This is a genomic window from Trichlorobacter sp., assembly GCF_034008105.1.
Lineage (GTDB): Bacteria > Desulfobacterota > Desulfuromonadia > Geobacterales > Pseudopelobacteraceae > Trichlorobacter.
The window spans coordinates 84,956-102,079 of record NZ_JAVEPN010000012.1 but is presented as its reverse complement, the minus strand read 5'-3'; the positions used below and the strand labels follow the sequence as shown (position 1 = coordinate 102,079).

General features: G+C 61.6%; 20 protein-coding genes. 12 read left to right on the top strand and 8 right to left on the bottom strand.

What is annotated here, in order from left to right:
• Positions 1-98: 98 nt before the first annotated feature.
• The gene (locus RBQ93_RS08900; protein WP_320371755.1) at positions 99-299 is read right to left on the bottom strand and encodes a hypothetical protein; all 201 of its coding nucleotides are present in this window, start codon (positions 297-299) and stop codon (positions 99-101) included.
• A 74-nt stretch (positions 300-373) separates the two neighbouring features.
• On the bottom strand, positions 374-805 hold the full coding sequence (locus RBQ93_RS08895; protein WP_320371754.1) for a hypothetical protein: 432 nt from the start codon (positions 803-805) through the stop codon (positions 374-376).
• 150 nt (positions 806-955) lie between these two features.
• Here RBQ93_RS08895 and RBQ93_RS08890 point away from each other — a divergent pair, with 150 nt between their 5' ends.
• The 4 genes from RBQ93_RS08890 to RBQ93_RS08875 all read left to right on the top strand — a co-directional run bounded on the left by RBQ93_RS08890 (position 956) and on the right by RBQ93_RS08875 (position 2,343).
• A complete protein-coding gene (locus RBQ93_RS08890; RefSeq protein ID WP_413818373.1) occupies positions 956-1,237 on the top strand; it encodes a type II toxin-antitoxin system RelE/ParE family toxin in 282 nt (93 codons plus the stop codon).
• Between the two features lie 13 nt (positions 1,238-1,250).
• A complete protein-coding gene (locus RBQ93_RS08885) occupies positions 1,251-1,556 on the top strand; it encodes a HigA family addiction module antitoxin (protein ID WP_413818372.1) in 306 nt (101 codons plus the stop codon).
• A gap of 168 nt (positions 1,557-1,724) precedes the next feature.
• On the top strand, positions 1,725-1,967 hold the full coding sequence (locus tag RBQ93_RS08880; RefSeq protein WP_320371751.1) for an AbrB/MazE/SpoVT family DNA-binding domain-containing protein: 243 nt from the start codon (positions 1,725-1,727) through the stop codon (positions 1,965-1,967).
• Entirely contained in the window at positions 1,942-2,343 is a 402-nt protein-coding gene (locus RBQ93_RS08875; RefSeq protein ID WP_320371750.1) for a PIN domain-containing protein, read from the top strand. The genes RBQ93_RS08880 and RBQ93_RS08875 overlap by 26 nt, the downstream gene beginning before the upstream one ends.
• Positions 2,344-2,449: 106 nt before the next feature.
• Here the strand turns inward: RBQ93_RS08875 and elbB are convergent, their stop codons facing one another.
• Positions 2,450-3,106: an isoprenoid biosynthesis glyoxalase ElbB gene (gene elbB, locus RBQ93_RS08870; RefSeq protein ID WP_320371749.1), complete on the bottom strand. Its 657-nt coding sequence runs from the start codon at positions 3,104-3,106 to the stop codon at positions 2,450-2,452.
• 4 nt (positions 3,107-3,110) lie between these two features.
• Entirely contained in the window at positions 3,111-4,061 is a 951-nt protein-coding gene (locus RBQ93_RS08865; RefSeq protein WP_320371748.1) for an NAD(P)H-binding protein, read from the bottom strand.
• A 67-nt stretch (positions 4,062-4,128) separates the two neighbouring features.
• Here RBQ93_RS08865 and RBQ93_RS08860 point away from each other — a divergent pair, with 67 nt between their 5' ends.
• From RBQ93_RS08860 to flgM, 8 genes are all read left to right on the top strand, one after another.
• Positions 4,129-4,716, top strand: coding sequence for a hypothetical protein (locus tag RBQ93_RS08860; RefSeq protein WP_320371747.1), 588 nt, complete (start codon positions 4,129-4,131; stop codon positions 4,714-4,716).
• Positions 4,717-4,802: 86 nt separating this feature from the next.
• Positions 4,803-7,121, top strand: coding sequence for an endopeptidase La (gene lon / locus RBQ93_RS08855; RefSeq protein ID WP_320371746.1), 2,319 nt, complete (start codon positions 4,803-4,805; stop codon positions 7,119-7,121).
• A gap of 3 nt (positions 7,122-7,124) precedes the next feature.
• Complete coding sequence (locus RBQ93_RS08850; RefSeq protein ID WP_320371745.1) at positions 7,125-7,895, top strand: ABC transporter permease; 771 nt, start codon at positions 7,125-7,127, stop codon at positions 7,893-7,895.
• A 1-nt stretch (position 7,896) separates the two neighbouring features.
• Positions 7,897-8,652, top strand: coding sequence for an ABC transporter ATP-binding protein (locus RBQ93_RS08845; protein WP_320371744.1), 756 nt, complete (start codon positions 7,897-7,899; stop codon positions 8,650-8,652).
• 11 nt (positions 8,653-8,663) lie between these two features.
• Complete coding sequence (locus RBQ93_RS08840) at positions 8,664-9,746, top strand: MlaD family protein (protein ID WP_320371743.1); 1,083 nt, start codon at positions 8,664-8,666, stop codon at positions 9,744-9,746.
• 15 nt (positions 9,747-9,761) lie between these two features.
• The gene (locus tag RBQ93_RS08835; protein ID WP_320371742.1) at positions 9,762-11,261 is read left to right on the top strand and encodes a pitrilysin family protein; all 1,500 of its coding nucleotides are present in this window, start codon (positions 9,762-9,764) and stop codon (positions 11,259-11,261) included.
• The gene (locus RBQ93_RS08830; RefSeq protein WP_320371741.1) at positions 11,258-12,664 is read left to right on the top strand and encodes a pitrilysin family protein; all 1,407 of its coding nucleotides are present in this window, start codon (positions 11,258-11,260) and stop codon (positions 12,662-12,664) included. Before RBQ93_RS08835 ends, RBQ93_RS08830 begins: the two co-directional genes overlap by 4 nt.
• A 57-nt stretch (positions 12,665-12,721) precedes the next feature.
• Positions 12,722-13,006, top strand: coding sequence for a flagellar biosynthesis anti-sigma factor FlgM (gene flgM, locus RBQ93_RS08825; RefSeq protein ID WP_320371740.1), 285 nt, complete (start codon positions 12,722-12,724; stop codon positions 13,004-13,006).
• Between the two features lie 87 nt (positions 13,007-13,093).
• On the opposite strand, the gene RBQ93_RS08820 is transcribed toward flgM, so the two are convergent.
• Genes RBQ93_RS08820 through ccsB form a run of 4 tightly spaced genes read right to left on the bottom strand, consistent with a single transcriptional unit; the run spans position 13,094 to position 16,977 of the window.
• Positions 13,094-13,873 (bottom strand): uroporphyrinogen-III synthase, encoded by a 780-nt coding sequence (locus tag RBQ93_RS08820; protein WP_320371739.1) that lies wholly within the window; start codon positions 13,871-13,873, stop codon positions 13,094-13,096.
• 4 nt (positions 13,874-13,877) lie between these two features.
• Entirely contained in the window at positions 13,878-14,816 is a 939-nt protein-coding gene (hemC, locus tag RBQ93_RS08815) for a hydroxymethylbilane synthase (RefSeq protein WP_320371738.1), read from the bottom strand.
• Positions 14,817-14,828: 12 nt separating this feature from the next.
• On the bottom strand, positions 14,829-16,148 hold the full coding sequence (gene hemA / locus RBQ93_RS08810) for a glutamyl-tRNA reductase (RefSeq protein WP_320371737.1): 1,320 nt from the start codon (positions 16,146-16,148) through the stop codon (positions 14,829-14,831).
• Between the two features lie 13 nt (positions 16,149-16,161).
• Positions 16,162-16,977, bottom strand: coding sequence for a c-type cytochrome biogenesis protein CcsB (gene ccsB / locus RBQ93_RS08805; RefSeq protein ID WP_320371736.1), 816 nt, complete (start codon positions 16,975-16,977; stop codon positions 16,162-16,164).
• Between the last annotated feature and the right edge of the window lie 147 nt (positions 16,978-17,124).

Sequence of the window (17,124 nt, the reverse complement as noted above, 5' to 3'; positions counted from 1 at the left end):
GCAGCCAAGGCGCGGGCACGAGGATATCGCAACCCCAAGAATCTGATTACCATGGCCTACATCATTGCAGGCAAGCTCAGATTCAACTCGCTATACCCTCAACCCACTTGAAACGACGAGGAACCTTCAAGAATGACGCCAGTCCCCCAGACAAAGGGTGCAATAATGCCCCCATGGCCGCTGACACCGCCGAGCTGCATGCCAATCCCGACATCGCGCACCGTCAGCGTACTGCTGCAGCCTGTTTGTGTACCTGCCAGAACAAGCAGGGCAGCACAGGTTATGAGCCGTTTCATCATTAACATACTCCTTTTCACCTCAACACTAGCGTTCCAAGCAGCCCGTTGCAGAGCGTAGCCAACTCATAACGTGTTCAGTCATCACGAAAGGAGCTGCCGCTGTTCGACCAGCTGCTCGAACCGAAATGAGCATCATGGTGAATATTACCGGGCAGGTAGGAACAGCAGGGGTCCGTCATCCAATCGCTACCCGTGCAGGAGCAGGATGACGGTGTCGAGTCATCCTGATAGTAGCTGTTGCCGGGCAGATAAGAACGGGAGGGATCGGTCATCCAGTCACTGCTGTTCCCATCGGCCTGCTCCTGGTGCTGGCTGTAGTAGATATTGCCCATCATCCAGAAATAAGCCGGATCGGTCATCCAGTCGGGAGGAGGCGTGTTTGTCAAACCGGCTGATGCAGCATCCTGCGATCTGATGGCGGAAGCAGTACCCCTTTTGCCGCCAAATTCCCTGAACAACAGAGCAGCCACAACCACGCCGACACTGCAGACAACGAATAGTTCCATGACGCACCTCCTTTAAGGTTGATGTAAATGTAGCATGCACAGGTCTAAAACGCTTTTTAGAAACATTTCCGGAATGTTGATGTTTTGAACCTGTATGTTTTCACAGTACTATCGCTTGACAATACTACCGATGCCCGTTACTATTCTTCTATGATTGTTTCATTTGCCAGCAAGGAAACCGAAAAGCTCTTTCATGGCAGATTTTCTGTGCGCTTGCCGCAGGACATGCAACGCACTGCCCAACGCAAGCTGAAACAGCTCCACGCTGCCGCTAACCTGGATTTCTTGCGCGTGCCGCCGGGCAATCGCCTAGAACAGCTTTCCGGCGACCGGGCCGGGCAATGGAGCGTCCGTATCAACGACCAGTGGCGGATCTGTTTCCGCTGGCAGGAAGGAAATGTCTATGACTGTGAAATCGTCGATTACCATTAACGAGGAAGAGACCATGGGACCGCGTGATCTGCCACCGGTCCACCCCGGCGAAATTCTCCTGGAGGATTTTTTGAAACCGCTCAATATCACCCGCTACCGTTTGGCCAAGTCCCTTGGCGTGCCGCAGCGCCGCATTGATGAAATCTGCGCCGGCAAGCGGGCCATCACTGCAGAAACCGCGCTGCGGCTGGCCCGCTTCTTCGGCACTGACCCCCAAAGCTGGCTGAATCTTCAAACGCAGTATGATCTGGAGTGTTTGGAGCTGCAACTGGATGGACGGATTGAAGACGAGGTTATTCCGTTCAGGGAAGCGGCGTAATACTGCAACGGCTTGCACGTCGACACTGCTGACAGCAGCGGGCGCCCCAAAAAGGGCGCCCGCTTTGTATTAAAGACTGTGCCGGGCAGATGCATAAAAAACTTTATGCTTTTCTGCTTTTACATTACACTAAGCAAAAGTAATGCACAAATCATCCGGAGGCATTATATGACCTACACCGCAACCATAACCTCAAAAGGGCAGATCACCATACCCCGGCTGGCGCGGCAGGCGTTAAAAACCACCACGATTGAGATTGAGATACAAGGTGAAGAGGTAATCTTACGGCCGGTACAGAGTGTTGCCGGCTCTTTGGCCCAGTATGCAACGCAAAGGAAAGAAGATTTCAGCACCATCAGAGACAAGGTCTGGCAGGAGGTGGCTGATGAAAAAGCCGGTCGCGCTGCCTGACACCAACTACATCCTGCGGTATCTGTTGCGGGACGATGCCAAACAGTTTCTGGAAACCAACGCCTTTTTCGAACAGGTGCGCACCGGCAAAGAACGAGCGCTGGTGCTAGAATCCGTAATCACCGAATGCCTCTATGTGCTGACCAAACACTACCAGGTGCCACGGGCTGCCGCCGCCGAAAGCCTGCTTGGCATGCTTACCTACAAAGGGATCAGCAACCCTGACCGAGATCGTTTGGCCTCTGCTCTGGGCATCTTTATGAAAACAACCCTTGACCCGGTGGACTGCCTGCTGGCTGCCACGGTCCGGCAGGGGCAACACAGGCTGATGACCTTTGACAAAGCACTCGTAAAACAGTGCCAAAAAGAGGTATGAGTCGCGACACCCTGTTCCAATCGACTAGCTTATACCCACACGAAAGCGGGCGCCCCGATCGGGGCGCCCGCTGTTTTACATGGCTGTTCTGCAAACTGCTGTCCCGTCAGGCCAGCTTGATCACCTCATTGACGCACTTGGTGATACCCTGGGCCACCTCGCTGATGCGGGTGCCCAGCATGTAGGCCGGGGTGGTGACGATCTTATTGGCGTTGTCCACCACAAACTCGGTCACGCCACAGGTCTGATGCCGTGAACCGGTCTTCTCGATCTCGGCGGCGGTGCCGGCATCAGAGCCGATGGTCAGGGTCGGCGCAGCGCCCTCACCCAGGATAGCGGCGATCAGGGCCGGGGCGATGCAGATGGCGCCGATCGGCTTTTTGGCAGCGTGCACCTCCCGTACCAGCCTGGCCACTTCCGGGTTTACACTGGCGGCGGCCCCCTTCTGGCCAAAGTCGCACAGGTTCAGTGCAGCACCAAAACCGCCGGGGAAGATCAGGGCATCCAGATCGGCAGCCGTGACCGTTGCAATATCCTTGATGTTGCCCCGGGCGATACGGGCCGATTCCACCAGCACCCTGCGCCTGGCGCCGGTGGCCTCCATGCTGCAGTGGTTCACCTCGGCCAGTTCCGTGTCAGGGGCCATACAGACCACCTCAGCGCCGGCCTGGTCAATGGCCAACAGGGTCAGCACCGCCTCATGGATCTCGCTGCCGTCCCGCACGCCGCAGCCCGACAGCACCACACCGATCTTTTTGCTCATGGTTTCATCCTCCTGCCTGTTGTTGTTCGGCCAGAGCCGTTCGTAACGCATCGTCAAAACTGGTCAACGGAATCGGGATCAGCTCCCGGATCCGGTTGTCGCGACAGATCACCTCGTTTTTGAGCCCTTCAATCAGGGCGATGGCGATGGCCGCCTTGACCGGGGTCACCAGGCCGACCCAGTAGGCGGACAGTTTGGGGGTCAGCACCGGCACCGGGACAATCCAGATCCGCCGCCCCTCGATCCGGGCAAAGCGCTCCATCATCTCCTTGTAGGTCAAGACATCCGGGCCGCCGATGTCGAAGGTCTGGCCGGAGGTCCCGGGTTCCTCCAGGCAACCGGCCAGATAGGCGATCACATCGGCAACGGCGATCGGCTGATTGCGGGTGGTCACCCAACGGGGGGTGATCATGATCGGCAGACGCCGCACCAGGCTGTGTACCATCTCGTAGGAGGCGCCGCCGTAACCGATGATCACCGCGGCCCGCAGAAAGGTGGTGCTGAAACGGCCCGATTGCAGGATGTGAGCCACCTCCAACCGGCTGGCCAGGTGGTGGGACAGATTGTCGCCGGTCTCCCCCAGCCCGCCCAGATAGATCACCCGTCTGACGCCGGCCGCCTCGGCGGCTGCCACAAAATTACGGGCTGCCTGACGGTCCTGATCGGCAAAATCGCCGTTGCCACGTCCCATGGAGTGCACCAGATAGTAAGCGCTGTCCACATCGGCCAGGGCCGCCGTCAGACTGTCCGGATCAAGCAGGTCGGCCTGCACCTGCTCGCAGCCGGTGGGATGACCGGTGGGATGACCGGTGGGATGACCGGTGGGATGACCGGTGGGACGCCGGTCCATGCAGCGCACCCGATGGCCCCGTTGCAGCAGTTCACGCACCAGGCGCCGGCCGATAAAACCGCCTGCCCCGGTAACCAGTATCGCCTTGCTTGTCTGTGTCGTCATAGTGGTCAGTAGTGTGCCATAAAATCAGTGGCTGGCAAGCACACTATTTTATGGCACACTAGCAGATATGAACAACCGTCCGGCACAGCAGATCGCCTGCCAGCAGGTGCTGCAGGAAGACAACTCGGTCTTCTCTATCCAGTGGACCGACCTGCCCCCCGGCCTGCCCCGGCTGGATGGGCAGGAGTTGCTGCAGCACTACCTGCATGACATCACCAGACAGACCTGGGGATTGGTGCGTCCGCAAGCCACCGAGCAGGGTCTTGCCTTCACCCTGGCAGGTTGTCTGCCGCTCTTGACCTTCCTGCCACCAGAACCGGTTACACTCCCCGAGGGGGACGGTCTGGCCCTGCGGATCTGCGGTGGTTGGCTGGTGCAGCCGGCCCACTGCGAGCGGGGCGAACTGCTGCTATTGACCGCGTCGCTGCCGGACAACGGCCAACGGATCACCCTGCGGCTTGCCGACTATTGTCCGCTGCTCTTGGGATCACCGCGCCCCTCCTGGCTGCGGCGCTGGCTCTACCGGCTGACCCAGGCCGCCCTCCATCGTCTGGTGACCATCCGCTTCCTGGCCCGACTGTATCGGCGACTGGCCGGCCCCGCAGCCTGTGTCCGCACCGTGGCGGTGGCGGTGCGAGACGGCCGGCGGACCTGAGATTGCGATAACAGCCCCGCTGTGCTACCATAACACGCTAGTATTGTTCCGAACACGCACCACCACAGAGGAGTTGTACCCCAACCATGCCACACAGCGAACTGAACATACCGGACAGCCTGCCACTGTACTTGCTGAAGGACATGGTGGCCTTCCCCTATATGATCTTTCCGGTCTATCAGGATGAAGCGGGCGCGCTGCCCTTTAAAGAGGCCCAGGAACACTATGACGGCTTCATGGCAGTCACCCTGCAACGGGCCGATCACGATGATGCCGAGTTGCGCGCACGTCTACACGACATCGGCACGGTCTGCCGGGTCACCCAGATCAAGAAGGTCAGCGGCGGGCGCCACAAGATCACCCTGGAAGGGGTCAATCGGATCCAGCTGGGAGAACTGGAGCAAAGCTCGCCCTTCCCCCTGATCCAGGTGGAGGTGCTACGGGAATTTGCCGAAAAGGGGCTGGTTTCCGAGGCACTGGTGCAGTCGCTGATCGGCCTGCTGAAGATCTCACTCTCCTATGGCAAGCCGCTGCCGGATGACGTGATGAAGATGATCGACTACATCGACAACCCGGCCCGCCTGTCAGACCTGGTGGCACTCTACGTCAACCTGCCGCTGGCCGACCTGCAGGAACTGCTGGAGACCATCGATCCGCTGGAACGACTGAAAAAGGTCTACATCCATCTGACCAACGAGGTGCAGAAGCTGCAGGTCAACGCGGAACTGAAGACCGAGGTCAACCGGCGTGTGGGCAAGAACCAGAAGGAATACCTGCTACGGGAACAGATGAAGCAGATCCAGGAGGAACTGGGGGATGAGGACCCCCGGTCGGCCGACATCAACGAGCTGCGCAAGAAGATCGAGGAGGCCGGCCTGCCGGACGAAGTCAAGAAGATCGCCGACAAGGAACTGAAACGGCTGGAACGGATCAACGCCTCATCGCCGGAATACACCGTCTCCCGTACCTATCTGGACTACCTGGCCGGCATGCCCTGGAACGTCTCCACCCAGGACCTGTTGGACATCGTCAAGGCGGAAGGAGTGCTGGACGAAGACCACTACAACCTGAAAAAGGTCAAGGAACGGATCCTGGAGTTCCTGGCGGTACGTTCCCTGAAGGAATCGATGAAGGGACCGGTGCTCTGCTTTGTCGGACCACCCGGCGTCGGCAAGACCTCTCTGGGCCGCTCCATTGCCCGAGCCATGGGCCGCAAGTTCGTGCGGGTCTCCCTGGGCGGGGTGCGGGACGAGGCCGAGATCCGCGGCCACCGCCGCACCTACATCGGCGCCCTGCCGGGCCGGATCATCAAGGAGCTGTTCCGCTGCGGGGCCAACAACCCGGTCTTCATGCTGGACGAGATCGACAAGCTGGGCCAGGACTTCCGCGGCGACCCCTCCTCCGCCCTGCTGGAGGTGCTGGACCCGGAGCAGAACTTCTCCTTCCAGGACCACTACCTGGATGTGCCCTTCGACCTGTCCAAGGTGATGTTTATCACCACGGCCAACCAGCTGGACCCGATCCCGGGCCCGTTGAAGGACCGGATGGAGGTAATCCGGCTGGCCGGCTACTCCACCGAGGAGAAGCTGCATATCGCCCGCAGCTTCATTATCCCCCGCGAGCTGGAGGAAAACGGCCTAGCCAAAACGCCGCCGACCTTTACCGAAGAAGCGCTGACCCGCATCATCCGCGAGTACACCCGCGAGGCCGGGGTGCGCAACCTGCAGCGCACCATCGGCCAGGTGCTGCGCAAGATCGCCAAGGAGATCACCCAGACCAAGCCGCTGCGCAAGGAGATCACCCCCGAGGTGGTGGCCGAGCTGCTGGGGCCCAAGAAGTTCCACAACGAGGTGGCGGCCGAGCTGGACCGGGTGGGGGTGGTGACCGGCCTGGCCTGGACCGAGACCGGCGGCGATATTCTCTTCGTTGAGGCCACCGCCATGCCGGGCAAGCCGGAACTGATCCTGACCGGCTCGCTGGGGGACGTGATGAAGGAGTCGGCCCGGGCGGCCCTGTCCTACGTGCAGGCCCACGCCGGCCAGCTAGGCATCCCCCACGGCGCCTTCGAGGGCCGCCAGATCCATATCCACGTCCCCTCCGGGGCGATCCCCAAGGACGGCCCCTCGGCCGGGGTGACCATCGTCACCGCGCTGGTATCGCTGTTGACCGGCAAACCGGCCCGCCGCAACGTGGCCATGACCGGCGAGATCACCCTCACCGGCCGGGTACTGGCCATCGGCGGCCTGAAGGAAAAAGTGCTGGCGGCCCACCGGGCCGGGGTCAAGACCGTGCTGGCCCCCTCACGCAACCGTGATGACCTGGAGGACCTGCCGGACAACGTGCGGCAAGAGCTGGAGTTCCGCTTCATCGACGAGGCGGCCGAGGCCGTGGCGGCGGTACTGTAAGCGATGCAACTGGCCTCGATCGACCGCGCCGCGATCCGCTTTCTGGCGGAACTGCAGGGGTTCTTCGCCTTAAGCGGCCAGGCCCTGCAGCGCATCTTCCAACGTCCCTGGTACTACCGCGACTTTGCGATCCAGTTCGACAAGCTGGGCTTCGGTTCGATCGTGATCTGCTTCCTGACCGGCCTGTTCACCGGCATGGTGATGGCACTACAGTTCATGATCCAGCTGAAACCGTTTGCCGCCACCAGCTACATCGGCGGCATGGTGGCGGTGACCATGATCAAGGAGCTGGGGCCGGTGCTGTCGGCCCTGATGGTGGCCGGTCGGGTCGGGTCAGCCATCACCGCCGAACTGGGCACGATGGTGGTGACCGAGCAGGTGGACGCCATGCGGGTGGAGGGGACCGACATCGTCCAGAGACTGGTGACCCCGCGGCTGAAGGCGATGCTGCTGGCCATGCCGCTGTTGGCGATCATGACCGACGGCGTGTCGCTCCTGGGGGGCTACCTGATCGCCGCCGGCTACGGCATCAGCCCCACCATGTACCTCTCATCCTTCACCCAGTTTCTGTTCCCGATCGACTACTTTGAAGGACTGATCAAACCGTTGGCCTTCGGCGGGCTGATCACCATGATCGCCTGCCACACCGGCCTGAATACCGGCGGCGGCGCCGAAGGGGTGGGGGCAGCGGCCAAACGGGCGGTGGTGGTCGCCTCGGTGACGGTGCTGATGGTGGACTTCTTCCTGGCTAAACTGATTGTGGTGTTCAGATAACATGGCAACTGACGACCAGTGCATACGGATGGAACAGGTCTGCTACACGGTGGGCGGCCGCACCATCCTGACCGACTTCGATCTGCTGCTGGAACGGGGAGTCAACCGCACCATCCTGGGGGTGAGCGGTTCCGGCAAGACCACCATCCTCAAGCTGCTGCTGGGGCTGATCCATCCCCAATCGGGCCGGATCCTGATCAACGGCATGGAGATCACCGGCCGGCCCGAGGCTGAGTACCGCGAGCAGCGTAAAAAGATTGCCATCGTCTTTCAGGGCGGCGCCCTGTTCGACTCGATGACCGTGGGGGAGAACGTGGGCTACCGTCTGTTCGAGGAAGGTCGGCTCTCCGAGCGCGAGATCGAAGAGATCGTGCGGGAGAAGCTGCGCTTCGTGGGGGTGGAACCTGCCTTAAACCTCTACCCGGCCGAGTTGTCGGGCGGCATGAAGAAGCGGGTGGCCATTGCCCGTGCCCTGGCGGCCGACCCGGAGTACATCTTTTTTGATGAACCGACCACCGGCCTGGACCCGATCGGGGTCTACAACATCGTCAGCCTGATGCGGCGCTTGCAGGAGGACGGCAAGACCACCCTGATGGTGACCCACGACCTGGCGACCGCCTTTGCCACTTCGCAGCGTTTTTCCTTGCTGCACGAAAGCCGGCTGGCCTTTGACGGCGACGAAGAAGCGTTGAAGGCCTGCCCGTTACCCAATGTGCGCGAGTTTCTGCAGCCAACTGATGCATCACTTTTTGTCTGAGACGGTGACCTATGGAACGGAGTAATCAGATCGGTTGGGCCCAGGTACGGGCCGGTATCTTTATCCTGGTGACCCTGCTGGTGCTGGCCGGGGCGATCCTGTTGATGGGCCAGAAGACCAAGCTGTTCACCCCTACCAACACCCTCAGCATCACCATGTCCAATGTAATCGGACTCAAGGTGGGGGCGCCGGTCTGGCTGGCTGGGGTGGATGTGGGGGTGGTGCAGGACATCCGCTTCAAGGACCCGCGCCGCAGCAACGAGGTCAAGATCACCATGGAGGTAGAACGGGAGGCCCTGAAAAAGGTGGGACCCGACTCGCGGATCACCATCAAGACCCGCGGCCTGATGGGTGAAAAATATGTGGATATCGTCCCTTCGCAGCACTATTACGAACAGCCGGGGGACAACTTCAGCGGCCAGACGGTGCACACCCTGGACGATGTTGCTCAGAAGGCCGGGGTCACCTTCGACCGGCTGAACGGGATCGTGGACGACATCCGCCAGGGCAAGGGCACCTTGGGCAAACTGGCCACCGACACCACGCTCTACACCAACACGGTGCAGCTCTCGGCCGAGTTGCGTGAACTGACCGCCGCCATCAACCGCGGCCAGGGCAGCCTGGGACGTTTTACCCGCAGCAGCGAACCCTACGACAAACTGATGAGCATCCTCAGCCGGGCTGACCAGACCCTGCAGGATATCCAGAACTCGGAAGGAACCTTAAGCCGTCTGATCTACGACAAAAGCCTCTACACCAAGCTGACCGCCCTGGCGGACAAGAGCATTCAAGCCGCTGACGACGTACGGGAGCTGAACCGCAAACTGACCTCGAAAGATTCCACCCTCGGCATGCTGCTCAACGACCGGCAGCTCTATGACAAGAGCCTTTCGCTGATCACCCGGGCCGACCGCTCGATGCAGGACCTGGAGGTTATGACGGCACAGCTGAAAGCCGGTGACGGCACCGTGGGCAAGCTGATCAGTGACAAGGAACTGTACGACAAGCTGAACACAACCGTGGAGGCGCTGGACGCACTGGTGGCCGACATCAGGCAGAACCCCGGCCGCTATGTAAAGCTGTCGCTGTTTTAGGAGGAACGACCAACGATGAAACGTCTGCTGTATGGAGTACTGATCGGCCTCTGGCTGGCCGCAGCTGTGCCGCTGCAGGCCGCCGGACTTGACGAAAAAGTGATTGAACACACCTTTGCCAATGGACTCAAACTGCTGATGGTGGAACGGCACACGTCTCCCACCGTATCGGCCTGGATACGCTTCAAGGTGGGCAGCGTGGACGAACGCAGCGATGAGCGAGGCATCGCCCACCTGCTGGAGCATATGCTGTTCAAGGGTACCACCAGCCTGGGCACCAGGGATTACGCTGCGGAAAAACCACTGCTGGAGTCGATTGAAGCCACAGCCCAGCGGCTGCTGGCCGAGCGCGCTAAGGGGATCAAGGCCGACACCGCACTGATCAAGCGCCTCGAACAGCAGCTGGCCGACCTTGAAAAACAGGCCCAACAGTACGTGGTCAAGGATGAATTCTTCGACCTGTACGCCCGCAACGGCGGCTCCGGCTACAACGCCTTCACCAGCAAGGACGGCACCACCTACCTGATCTCGCTGCCGGCCAACAAGCTTGAGCTGTGGGCCGCCATCGAATCGGACCGGATGCGCAACCCGGTGCTGCGCGAATTCTACAGCGAACGTTCGGTGGTGATGGAGGAGCGCCGCCGCTCCTACGATGCCGAGCCAGGGGCCAAGCTGTGGGAAACCTTCATCGCCAGCGCCTACAACGCCCATCCCTACGGCCAGCCGATCATCGGCTGGATGCCGGATATTGAGCAGCTTTCCCGCACCAAGGCCGAGAACTTCCTGAAACGGTTCTACGCCCCCAACAACGCCATCATCGCCGTGGTGGGCGATATCGATCCCACAGCGGTGATCGCCCTGGTGAGACGCTACTTTGGCGATCTGCCCCCCGGCACACCGGTGCCGGAGGTGGCGGTGCAGGAGGAACGACAGCGGGGTGAACGCCGGGTGGAGGTGATCGGCGATGCCGAGCCGGAGGTGGTGATCGGCTTCCACAAGACTGCCTTAGGCGCCACGGACGACGAACTGTTCGACGTGCTGGCCGCCATCCTGGGCCAGGGCCGCACCTCGCGGCTCTACCGCTCGCTGGTGCTGGAGAAACAGCTGGCCACCGACGTTGCGGTCTTTGATGCACCGGGCAGCCGCTATCCCAACCTGTTTGTGCTGCACGCCACACCGCGGGCGCCCCACACCACCGCCGAGGTGGAGCAGGCGCTGCTGGCAGAACTGGAACGACTCAAGACCGAACCGGTCACTCAACGGGAGCTGCAGCAGATTCTGAACCGACTAGAATACGAGGAGGCCCGCCGCATGGGCACCAACGGCGGCCTGGCCCGCAATCTGACCGAGTACGAGGCAGTGACCGGCTCCTGGCGTTTTCTGACCAGTTACCGCGCCAAGATCGAAAAAGTCACCCCGGCCGACCTGCAACGGGTGGCCCGCAACTACTTTACCCGCGAAAACCGGATCGTCGGCACCCTGGTTAAAAAAGGCACAGGGAGGGCAGCACCATGAGAATCGTGATCTATGCCCTCCTGCTGGGACTGCTGAACCTGGGCTGCGCGTGGGGGGCCGAACGGGCCAATCCGCGCAGCATGAACTTTCCGCCACTCAGCTTCACCATCCCCAAGACGGAACGGGTGTTGCTGAAGAACGGAACCCCGGCCTACCTGCTGCAGGATCGCGAACTGCCGATCGTAACCGTAAGCGCCCTGATCCGCACCGGTTCGGTCTATGATCCGGCCGCTCAAAGCGGTCTGGCCCAACTGACCGGCTCGCAGCTGCGGGGCGGCGGCACCACGGCCCTGCAACCGCGCCAGCTGGACGAAGAGCTTGAGTTCATGGCCTCAGGGGTAGAGAGTACCTTTGGCAGCGACAACGGCATGGTCACCATGACCAGCCTGACCAGAAACCTGCCCCGCACCTTGGAACTGTTCAGCGATGTGCTGTTCAGCCCCCGCTTCGACGAGCAACGGTTCGAGATCGCTCGTCGTCAGGCCCTGGAGGCACTTCGCCGCCAGAACGATGACCCCAAGGAGGTGGGAGACCGCGAGCTGACCAAGGCGCTGTATGCCGGCCACCCGCTGGGCCAGATCCCCACGGCCGCCACCTTGCAGGCCATCAAGCGCAGTGACCTGCAGGCCTTCCACCGACGCTTTGTCCGGCCCGACAACCTGATCATCACGGTGTCCGGTGATTTCGACCGCAGCCAGATCATCCACCAGCTCAACCGGAGCGTCGGCTCCGTGCGCCCGGTCGGCGCGCTGGCTCTGCCAACCATCCCTGCGGTGCCAACCAACGATAAACCAGCGGTGCTGTATGCCGCCAAACAGGTCAACCAGTCGGTGATCCGGCTGGGACACCTGGGCATCACCAAGGATGATCCCGATCTGTACGCGATACGGGTGCTGGATTTCATCCTGGGGGGCAGCTTCACCTCACGACTGATGATGGAGATCCGCACCAACCGTGGTTTGGCCTACAACGTCGGCAGCCATTTCGATGTGGGCCGCCGCTTCACCGGCAGCTTCATGGCTGAGACCGAGACCCGGGCCGATGCCACTCTCAAGGTAATTGACCTGATGACCGGGATCATCAAAGGGATCCGCAGCGAGCCGGTCAGTGAGCAAGAGCTCAAGCTGGCCAAGGAGTCGATCATCAACTCGTTCCTGTTCGGCTTCACCTCGCCGGCCAGCATCGTGCTGCAGCAGGCCCGGCTGGAGTTTTACGGCTACCAGCCCGACTACCTTGATCGCTACCGCGAACGGATTGCCGCCGTCACCCGCGAGGACCTGCTCAGGGCCGCCCGCAGACACCTGCGGCCAGAGACCTTCAAGCTGGTGGTGGTGGGCGATGCAAAGGCGTTCGATCGGCCATTATCAAGCATCGGCACGGTGCAGCAGCTGGTATTGCAATGAAGGTGCTTAAGTTTTTTAAGCACCCCGCCGATGATAGTAGCAATGGAGGATGCAACCATGAGGATTGATACCAGTTCACAGGCCATGGTTTTTGGCGTACAGCCGGTCATGCGTAACAACGAGACGACCAAAAGCCGTTACGCCAACGCCGCCCAGGGCGCTGAGAAGCCGTTCCAGGTGCAGCTGTCCGACCTGATGGCCAAGGTGGCCGAGGTCCAGCCGTCCAACGGTGAGGTGCGCTGGGAGAAGGTCAACCAGATCAAAGAGCAGCTGGCCCAGGGTAGCTACAACATCAGTGGCCAGGATGTGGCGGCCAAGATGCTGCAACTGATCAACGACTAAGGCCAGCACCCATAGTGCGACACCAAGAAACCCCTGCCGGGGCACCGGCAGGGGTTTCTTACGTCTCAGCACGTCAGTACTCATTTATCAGGTGATGACGGAAGCTTCCAGGGCGGCAAGCAGATCGGGCAAGGTCGCCTGGGTCGGCTCCACCGCCACCGTCAGACCCAGTTCCCGACAGGCCCGGCTGGTAATCGGCCCGATGGAGGCCACCGCCACCCCCTGCAGCAGCTGCACCAGCCGATCGGCGCCCCCCACCAACAGCGCCAGGTTCTGTACCGTGGAGGGCGAGCTGAAGATCGCCAGGTCCAGTTCGTGCCGTTCCAATGCGTTACGCGCCGCCTCCGGCAACTGTTCCGGCAGCAAGGTGCGGTACAGCACCGGATCCAGCACCTCGGCCCCCTGCGCCGCCAACAGACGGGGTATCACGTCGCGGGCACCGGCCGCCTTGGGAAACAGCACCCGCTTGCACCGCAGATCGTGTACGGCAAAGGCGGCCACCACCCCTTCGCCGGTAAACTGCTCCGGCACCAGATCGGCCGTGACGCCTCGCAGCGTCAGCGCCTCAGCCGTCTTGGGACCCACCACACAGATCTTGCAGCCCTGCAGCGCAGCTGCCGAGAGCCCCAGCTCTACGAGACGCTCGAAAAAAAACCTGACCCCGTTAGCCGAGGTCAGGATCAGCCAGTCAACGTCGGACAGCTGTCGCAGGGCGGCATCCACCGGTTCCCACTGTTCGGGGGGTGCCAGCTGGATGGTGGGGCATTCCACCACCCGTGCCCCGAGCTCCTGTAGTTGCATCACAAAAGCACCGGCCTGTTCAACGGCACGGGTCACCAGCACCCGTTTGCCAGCAAGGGAGGCCATCGGCTCAGTGGCCCAGTTCCCGCTGGTAGACCTCCTCAAGGATCTGCTTGCCACCGCTGGCCAACAGCCGGTCGGCCAGTTCGCTGCCCAGGCGCACGGCGTCAGTGGCCGGTCCGCTGATGCTGTCGCGCACGGTCTGGCTGCCATCCACCGAGGCGATGAAGCCAACCAGGGTCAGGGTTGCGTCGCTGACGGTGCCGTGGGCCGCGATCGGCACCTGGCAGCCGCCTTCGCAGCGCTTGAGCAGGGCGCGCTCGGCCGCCACTGCAGCGGCGGTATCGGCATGGTTCAGGAATGCCAGCGCCTCGATGGTGGCGGCGTCATCCAGCCGGCACTCCAGACCCAGCGCCCCCTGGCCGATGGCCGGGATCGAGAAATCGGTATCCAGCAGCTCGCTGATCACGTCGGTGAAGCCCAGCCGGTTCAGACCGGCGGCAGCCAGGATCACCGCATCCAGGTTGTCTTCTTTCAGCTTGCGGATACGGGTCTCCACATTGCCACGGATGATGACCATCTCCAGGTCAGGCCGGGCTTTCAGCAACTGTGCCTGACGCCGCAGGGCGCTGGTGCCGATGCGGGCACCCTGGCGCAGCTGGCTGAAGGTAATGCCGTCAGCGATAAAGGCGTCGCGGGGATCTTCACGCTCGGTGGTCACCACCAGCCCCAGGCCATCGGGAAACTCGGTGGGCACGTCCTTCATGCTGTGTACCGCCAGGTCGATCTCGCCCCGCAGCATCGCCTCTTCAATCTCCTTGACGAACAGCCCCTTGCCGCCCACCTGGGCCAGCGGCACATCCAGGATCTTGTCGCCCATGGTCTTGATCTTGACCAGTTCCACCACAATGCCGGGGTAACGTTGTTCCAGCTGCGACTTGGTCCAATTGGCCTGCCAGAGGGCCAGTTGACTGGCGCGGGTGCCGATACGCAAACGTGAGGGTGCCATATTGCTAACTCCTTAAGGGGTAGTGGGTGGTTCTTCCAGTTCCAGCGGGCTGTCCGCTTCATCAACGCCCAGCTCAAGATCAAACAGGGCCCGCAGCGCATCCAGGTACAGATCGGTGCGATTGCCCTGGCCGGTACGTTTCAGGACAATGGTCGGCTGGTGCAGGATCTTGTTGATCAGGGCCGTGGTCAGGGCGTCCAGACGCTTCTCCACATCGGGGGGCGCATCCTTCCAGGCCACCAGGGTGCGGGCCAACTCGGCGCGCCGCAGATCATCCAGCCGCCGGCGCAGGGCCACAATGGTGGGGGTCACCTCCAGGGTGGCGATCCACTTGGCAAACTGGACGATCTCCTCAGCGATGATCGCCTCGGCCTTTTCGGCCTCCTGCATCCGGTTTTCCAGGTTGGCGGCCACCACCTGCTGCAGGTCGTCCATGTCGTACAGGTAGATCGAGTCCAGCTCGTTGACCGCCGGATCGATATCCCGCGGCACCGCAATGTCGATGAAGAACATCGGTTTCATCCGCCGCCGCTGGATCACCTCTTTCAGGTCCTTGGGGGTCACGATGAAGTGCGGTGCGCCGGTGGAGGTCAGGATGATGTCGGCCTTGTGCAGATGGTCGAACAGCTCCTCAAAGGGCAGCGCCTGCCCCTCGAACTCTTCGGCCAGCCGCTGGGCCTTCTCATAGGTCCGGTTGGTGACCAGCACCCCTTTGGCGCCGTTGGTCAGAAAATGGCGGGCTGCCAGCTCGCACATCTCGCCGGCCCCGATCAGCAGGACCGTCTTGTCGGACAGGCTGTCGAAGATCTTGCGGGCCAGCTCCACAGCGGCAAAGGAGACCGATACCGCCGACGAGGCGATCCTGGTCTCGGTGCGCACCCGTTTGGCCACCGAAAAGGCCTTGTGCAGGAAACGGTTGAGGATGATGCCGGAACTGCCGTATTCAGCGGCATAGCCGTAGGAGGTCTTGATCTGCCCCAGGATCTGCGGTTCCCCCACCACCATCGAATCCAGCGACGAGGCCACCCGGAAGACGTGTCGGATGGCCGCCTCACCATGATAGCTGTAGAGATGGGGCTCAATCGTGTCGTAGGGCAGGTGGTGCCAGTCGGCCAGGAAACGACGCAGACGGCCGACACCGCCGGCAATGTCACGGGTGGTGGCGTAGATCTCCACCCGGTTGCAGGTGGAAACGATCACCCCCTCAACGATCCCCTCCAGCGCCAGCAGGGCCTTGAGCGGCTGCTCGATGCTGTTGGGGGAGAAGGCCACCTTCTCGCGGATCTCCACCGAGGCGGTTTTGTGGGACAGGCCGACAACAATGATATTCATCCGTCAGCGCCCCTTAGTTGTAACTGTGCAGACCGGGGATCAAGAGATTGACCCCGATGAAGGTAAACAGCATGATCAGAAAGCCGGCCACGGTCAGCCAGGCGGCACGCCGGCCGCGCCAGCCGGTGGTCAGGCGCCCGTGCAGCAGGGCGGCAAATACAAACCAGGTGATCAGCGACCAGGTTTCCTTGGGGTCCCAGCTCCAGTAGCTGCCCCAGGCCTGGGCGGCCCAGATGGCGCCGGTGATGATCGCCACGGTCAGCATCGGAAAGCCGAAGGTCAGGCAGCGGTAGCCGATCTCATCCAGGGTATCCAGGGAGGGCAGTTTCTGAAACAGGGTGCCCAACTGCTTCTTTTTCAGGAAATGGGATTGCAGCAGGTACATGCCGGCCACGCCGCCGGCGATGGTGAAGAAGGCGTAGGCGCCGAAGGCCAGCAGGGTATGGGAGTAGATCCAGGCGGATTTGAGCGCCGGATTCAAGGGGCGCAGCTCTCCGGGAAAGACGCTGGAGCCGATCATCAGCACCAGCACCAGCGGCAGCACAAAGGAGCCCAGGCTGGTCACCTTGAAACGGAACTCGAAGTACAGGTAGGCCGCCACGATCGACAGCGCAAAGAAGGAGAGCGATTCGTGCATGTTGGTGATCGGCAGATGGCCGGCGGCGATGGCGCGATGGATCACCGCCAGACAGTGGGCCAGAAAGCCGGCCACCAGCAGCTTGCGGGCCAAACCGGACAGGCAGGGGGTTGAACGCAACAGGCAGGCCAGGTAGAGCAGGGTGGTAACACCGTACAAGGCCAGGGTCAGGTAGAATGATATATCGGTCATGGGCACGGCATCCAGGGGCGCGGACCTAACAGGCGATCCCGCCCGGCTTGAAGTAGCAGCTTTTTAATGAGGGTTGGTATTCTACGTGTGAGCGCAACCCAGCGTCAATGACTTTTCGCAACGCTGCCGCATCAGCTCTCAAGCCGC

Coding starts and splice junctions, on each gene's coding strand:
- hemC (WP_320371738.1), bottom strand. CDS start 14,816: ATGGCACCCTCACGTTTGCGTATCGGCACCCGCGCCAGTCAACTGGCC.
- RBQ93_RS08900 (WP_320371755.1), bottom strand. CDS start 299: ATGATGAAACGGCTCATAACCTGTGCTGCCCTGCTTGTTCTGGCAGGT.
- RBQ93_RS08830 (WP_320371741.1), top strand. CDS start 11,258: ATGAGAATCGTGATCTATGCCCTCCTGCTGGGACTGCTGAACCTGGGC.
- RBQ93_RS08860 (WP_320371747.1), top strand. CDS start 4,129: ATGAACAACCGTCCGGCACAGCAGATCGCCTGCCAGCAGGTGCTGCAG.
- RBQ93_RS08875 (WP_320371750.1), top strand. CDS start 1,942: ATGAAAAAGCCGGTCGCGCTGCCTGACACCAACTACATCCTGCGGTAT.
- ccsB (WP_320371736.1), bottom strand. CDS start 16,977: ATGACCGATATATCATTCTACCTGACCCTGGCCTTGTACGGTGTTACC.
- RBQ93_RS08885 (WP_413818372.1), top strand. CDS start 1,251: ATGGGACCGCGTGATCTGCCACCGGTCCACCCCGGCGAAATTCTCCTG.
- RBQ93_RS08850 (WP_320371745.1), top strand. CDS start 7,125: ATGCAACTGGCCTCGATCGACCGCGCCGCGATCCGCTTTCTGGCGGAA.
- lon (WP_320371746.1), top strand. CDS start 4,803: ATGCCACACAGCGAACTGAACATACCGGACAGCCTGCCACTGTACTTG.
- RBQ93_RS08835 (WP_320371742.1), top strand. CDS start 9,762: ATGAAACGTCTGCTGTATGGAGTACTGATCGGCCTCTGGCTGGCCGCA.
- RBQ93_RS08840 (WP_320371743.1), top strand. CDS start 8,664: ATGGAACGGAGTAATCAGATCGGTTGGGCCCAGGTACGGGCCGGTATC.
- hemA (WP_320371737.1), bottom strand. CDS start 16,148: ATGAATATCATTGTTGTCGGCCTGTCCCACAAAACCGCCTCGGTGGAG.
- RBQ93_RS08895 (WP_320371754.1), bottom strand. CDS start 805: ATGGAACTATTCGTTGTCTGCAGTGTCGGCGTGGTTGTGGCTGCTCTG.
- flgM (WP_320371740.1), top strand. CDS start 12,722: ATGAGGATTGATACCAGTTCACAGGCCATGGTTTTTGGCGTACAGCCG.
- RBQ93_RS08865 (WP_320371748.1), bottom strand. CDS start 4,061: ATGACGACACAGACAAGCAAGGCGATACTGGTTACCGGGGCAGGCGGT.
- elbB (WP_320371749.1), bottom strand. CDS start 3,106: ATGAGCAAAAAGATCGGTGTGGTGCTGTCGGGCTGCGGCGTGCGGGAC.
- RBQ93_RS08845 (WP_320371744.1), top strand. CDS start 7,897: ATGGCAACTGACGACCAGTGCATACGGATGGAACAGGTCTGCTACACG.
- RBQ93_RS08820 (WP_320371739.1), bottom strand. CDS start 13,873: ATGGCCTCCCTTGCTGGCAAACGGGTGCTGGTGACCCGTGCCGTTGAA.
- RBQ93_RS08880 (WP_320371751.1), top strand. CDS start 1,725: ATGACCTACACCGCAACCATAACCTCAAAAGGGCAGATCACCATACCC.
- RBQ93_RS08890 (WP_413818373.1), top strand. CDS start 956: ATGATTGTTTCATTTGCCAGCAAGGAAACCGAAAAGCTCTTTCATGGC.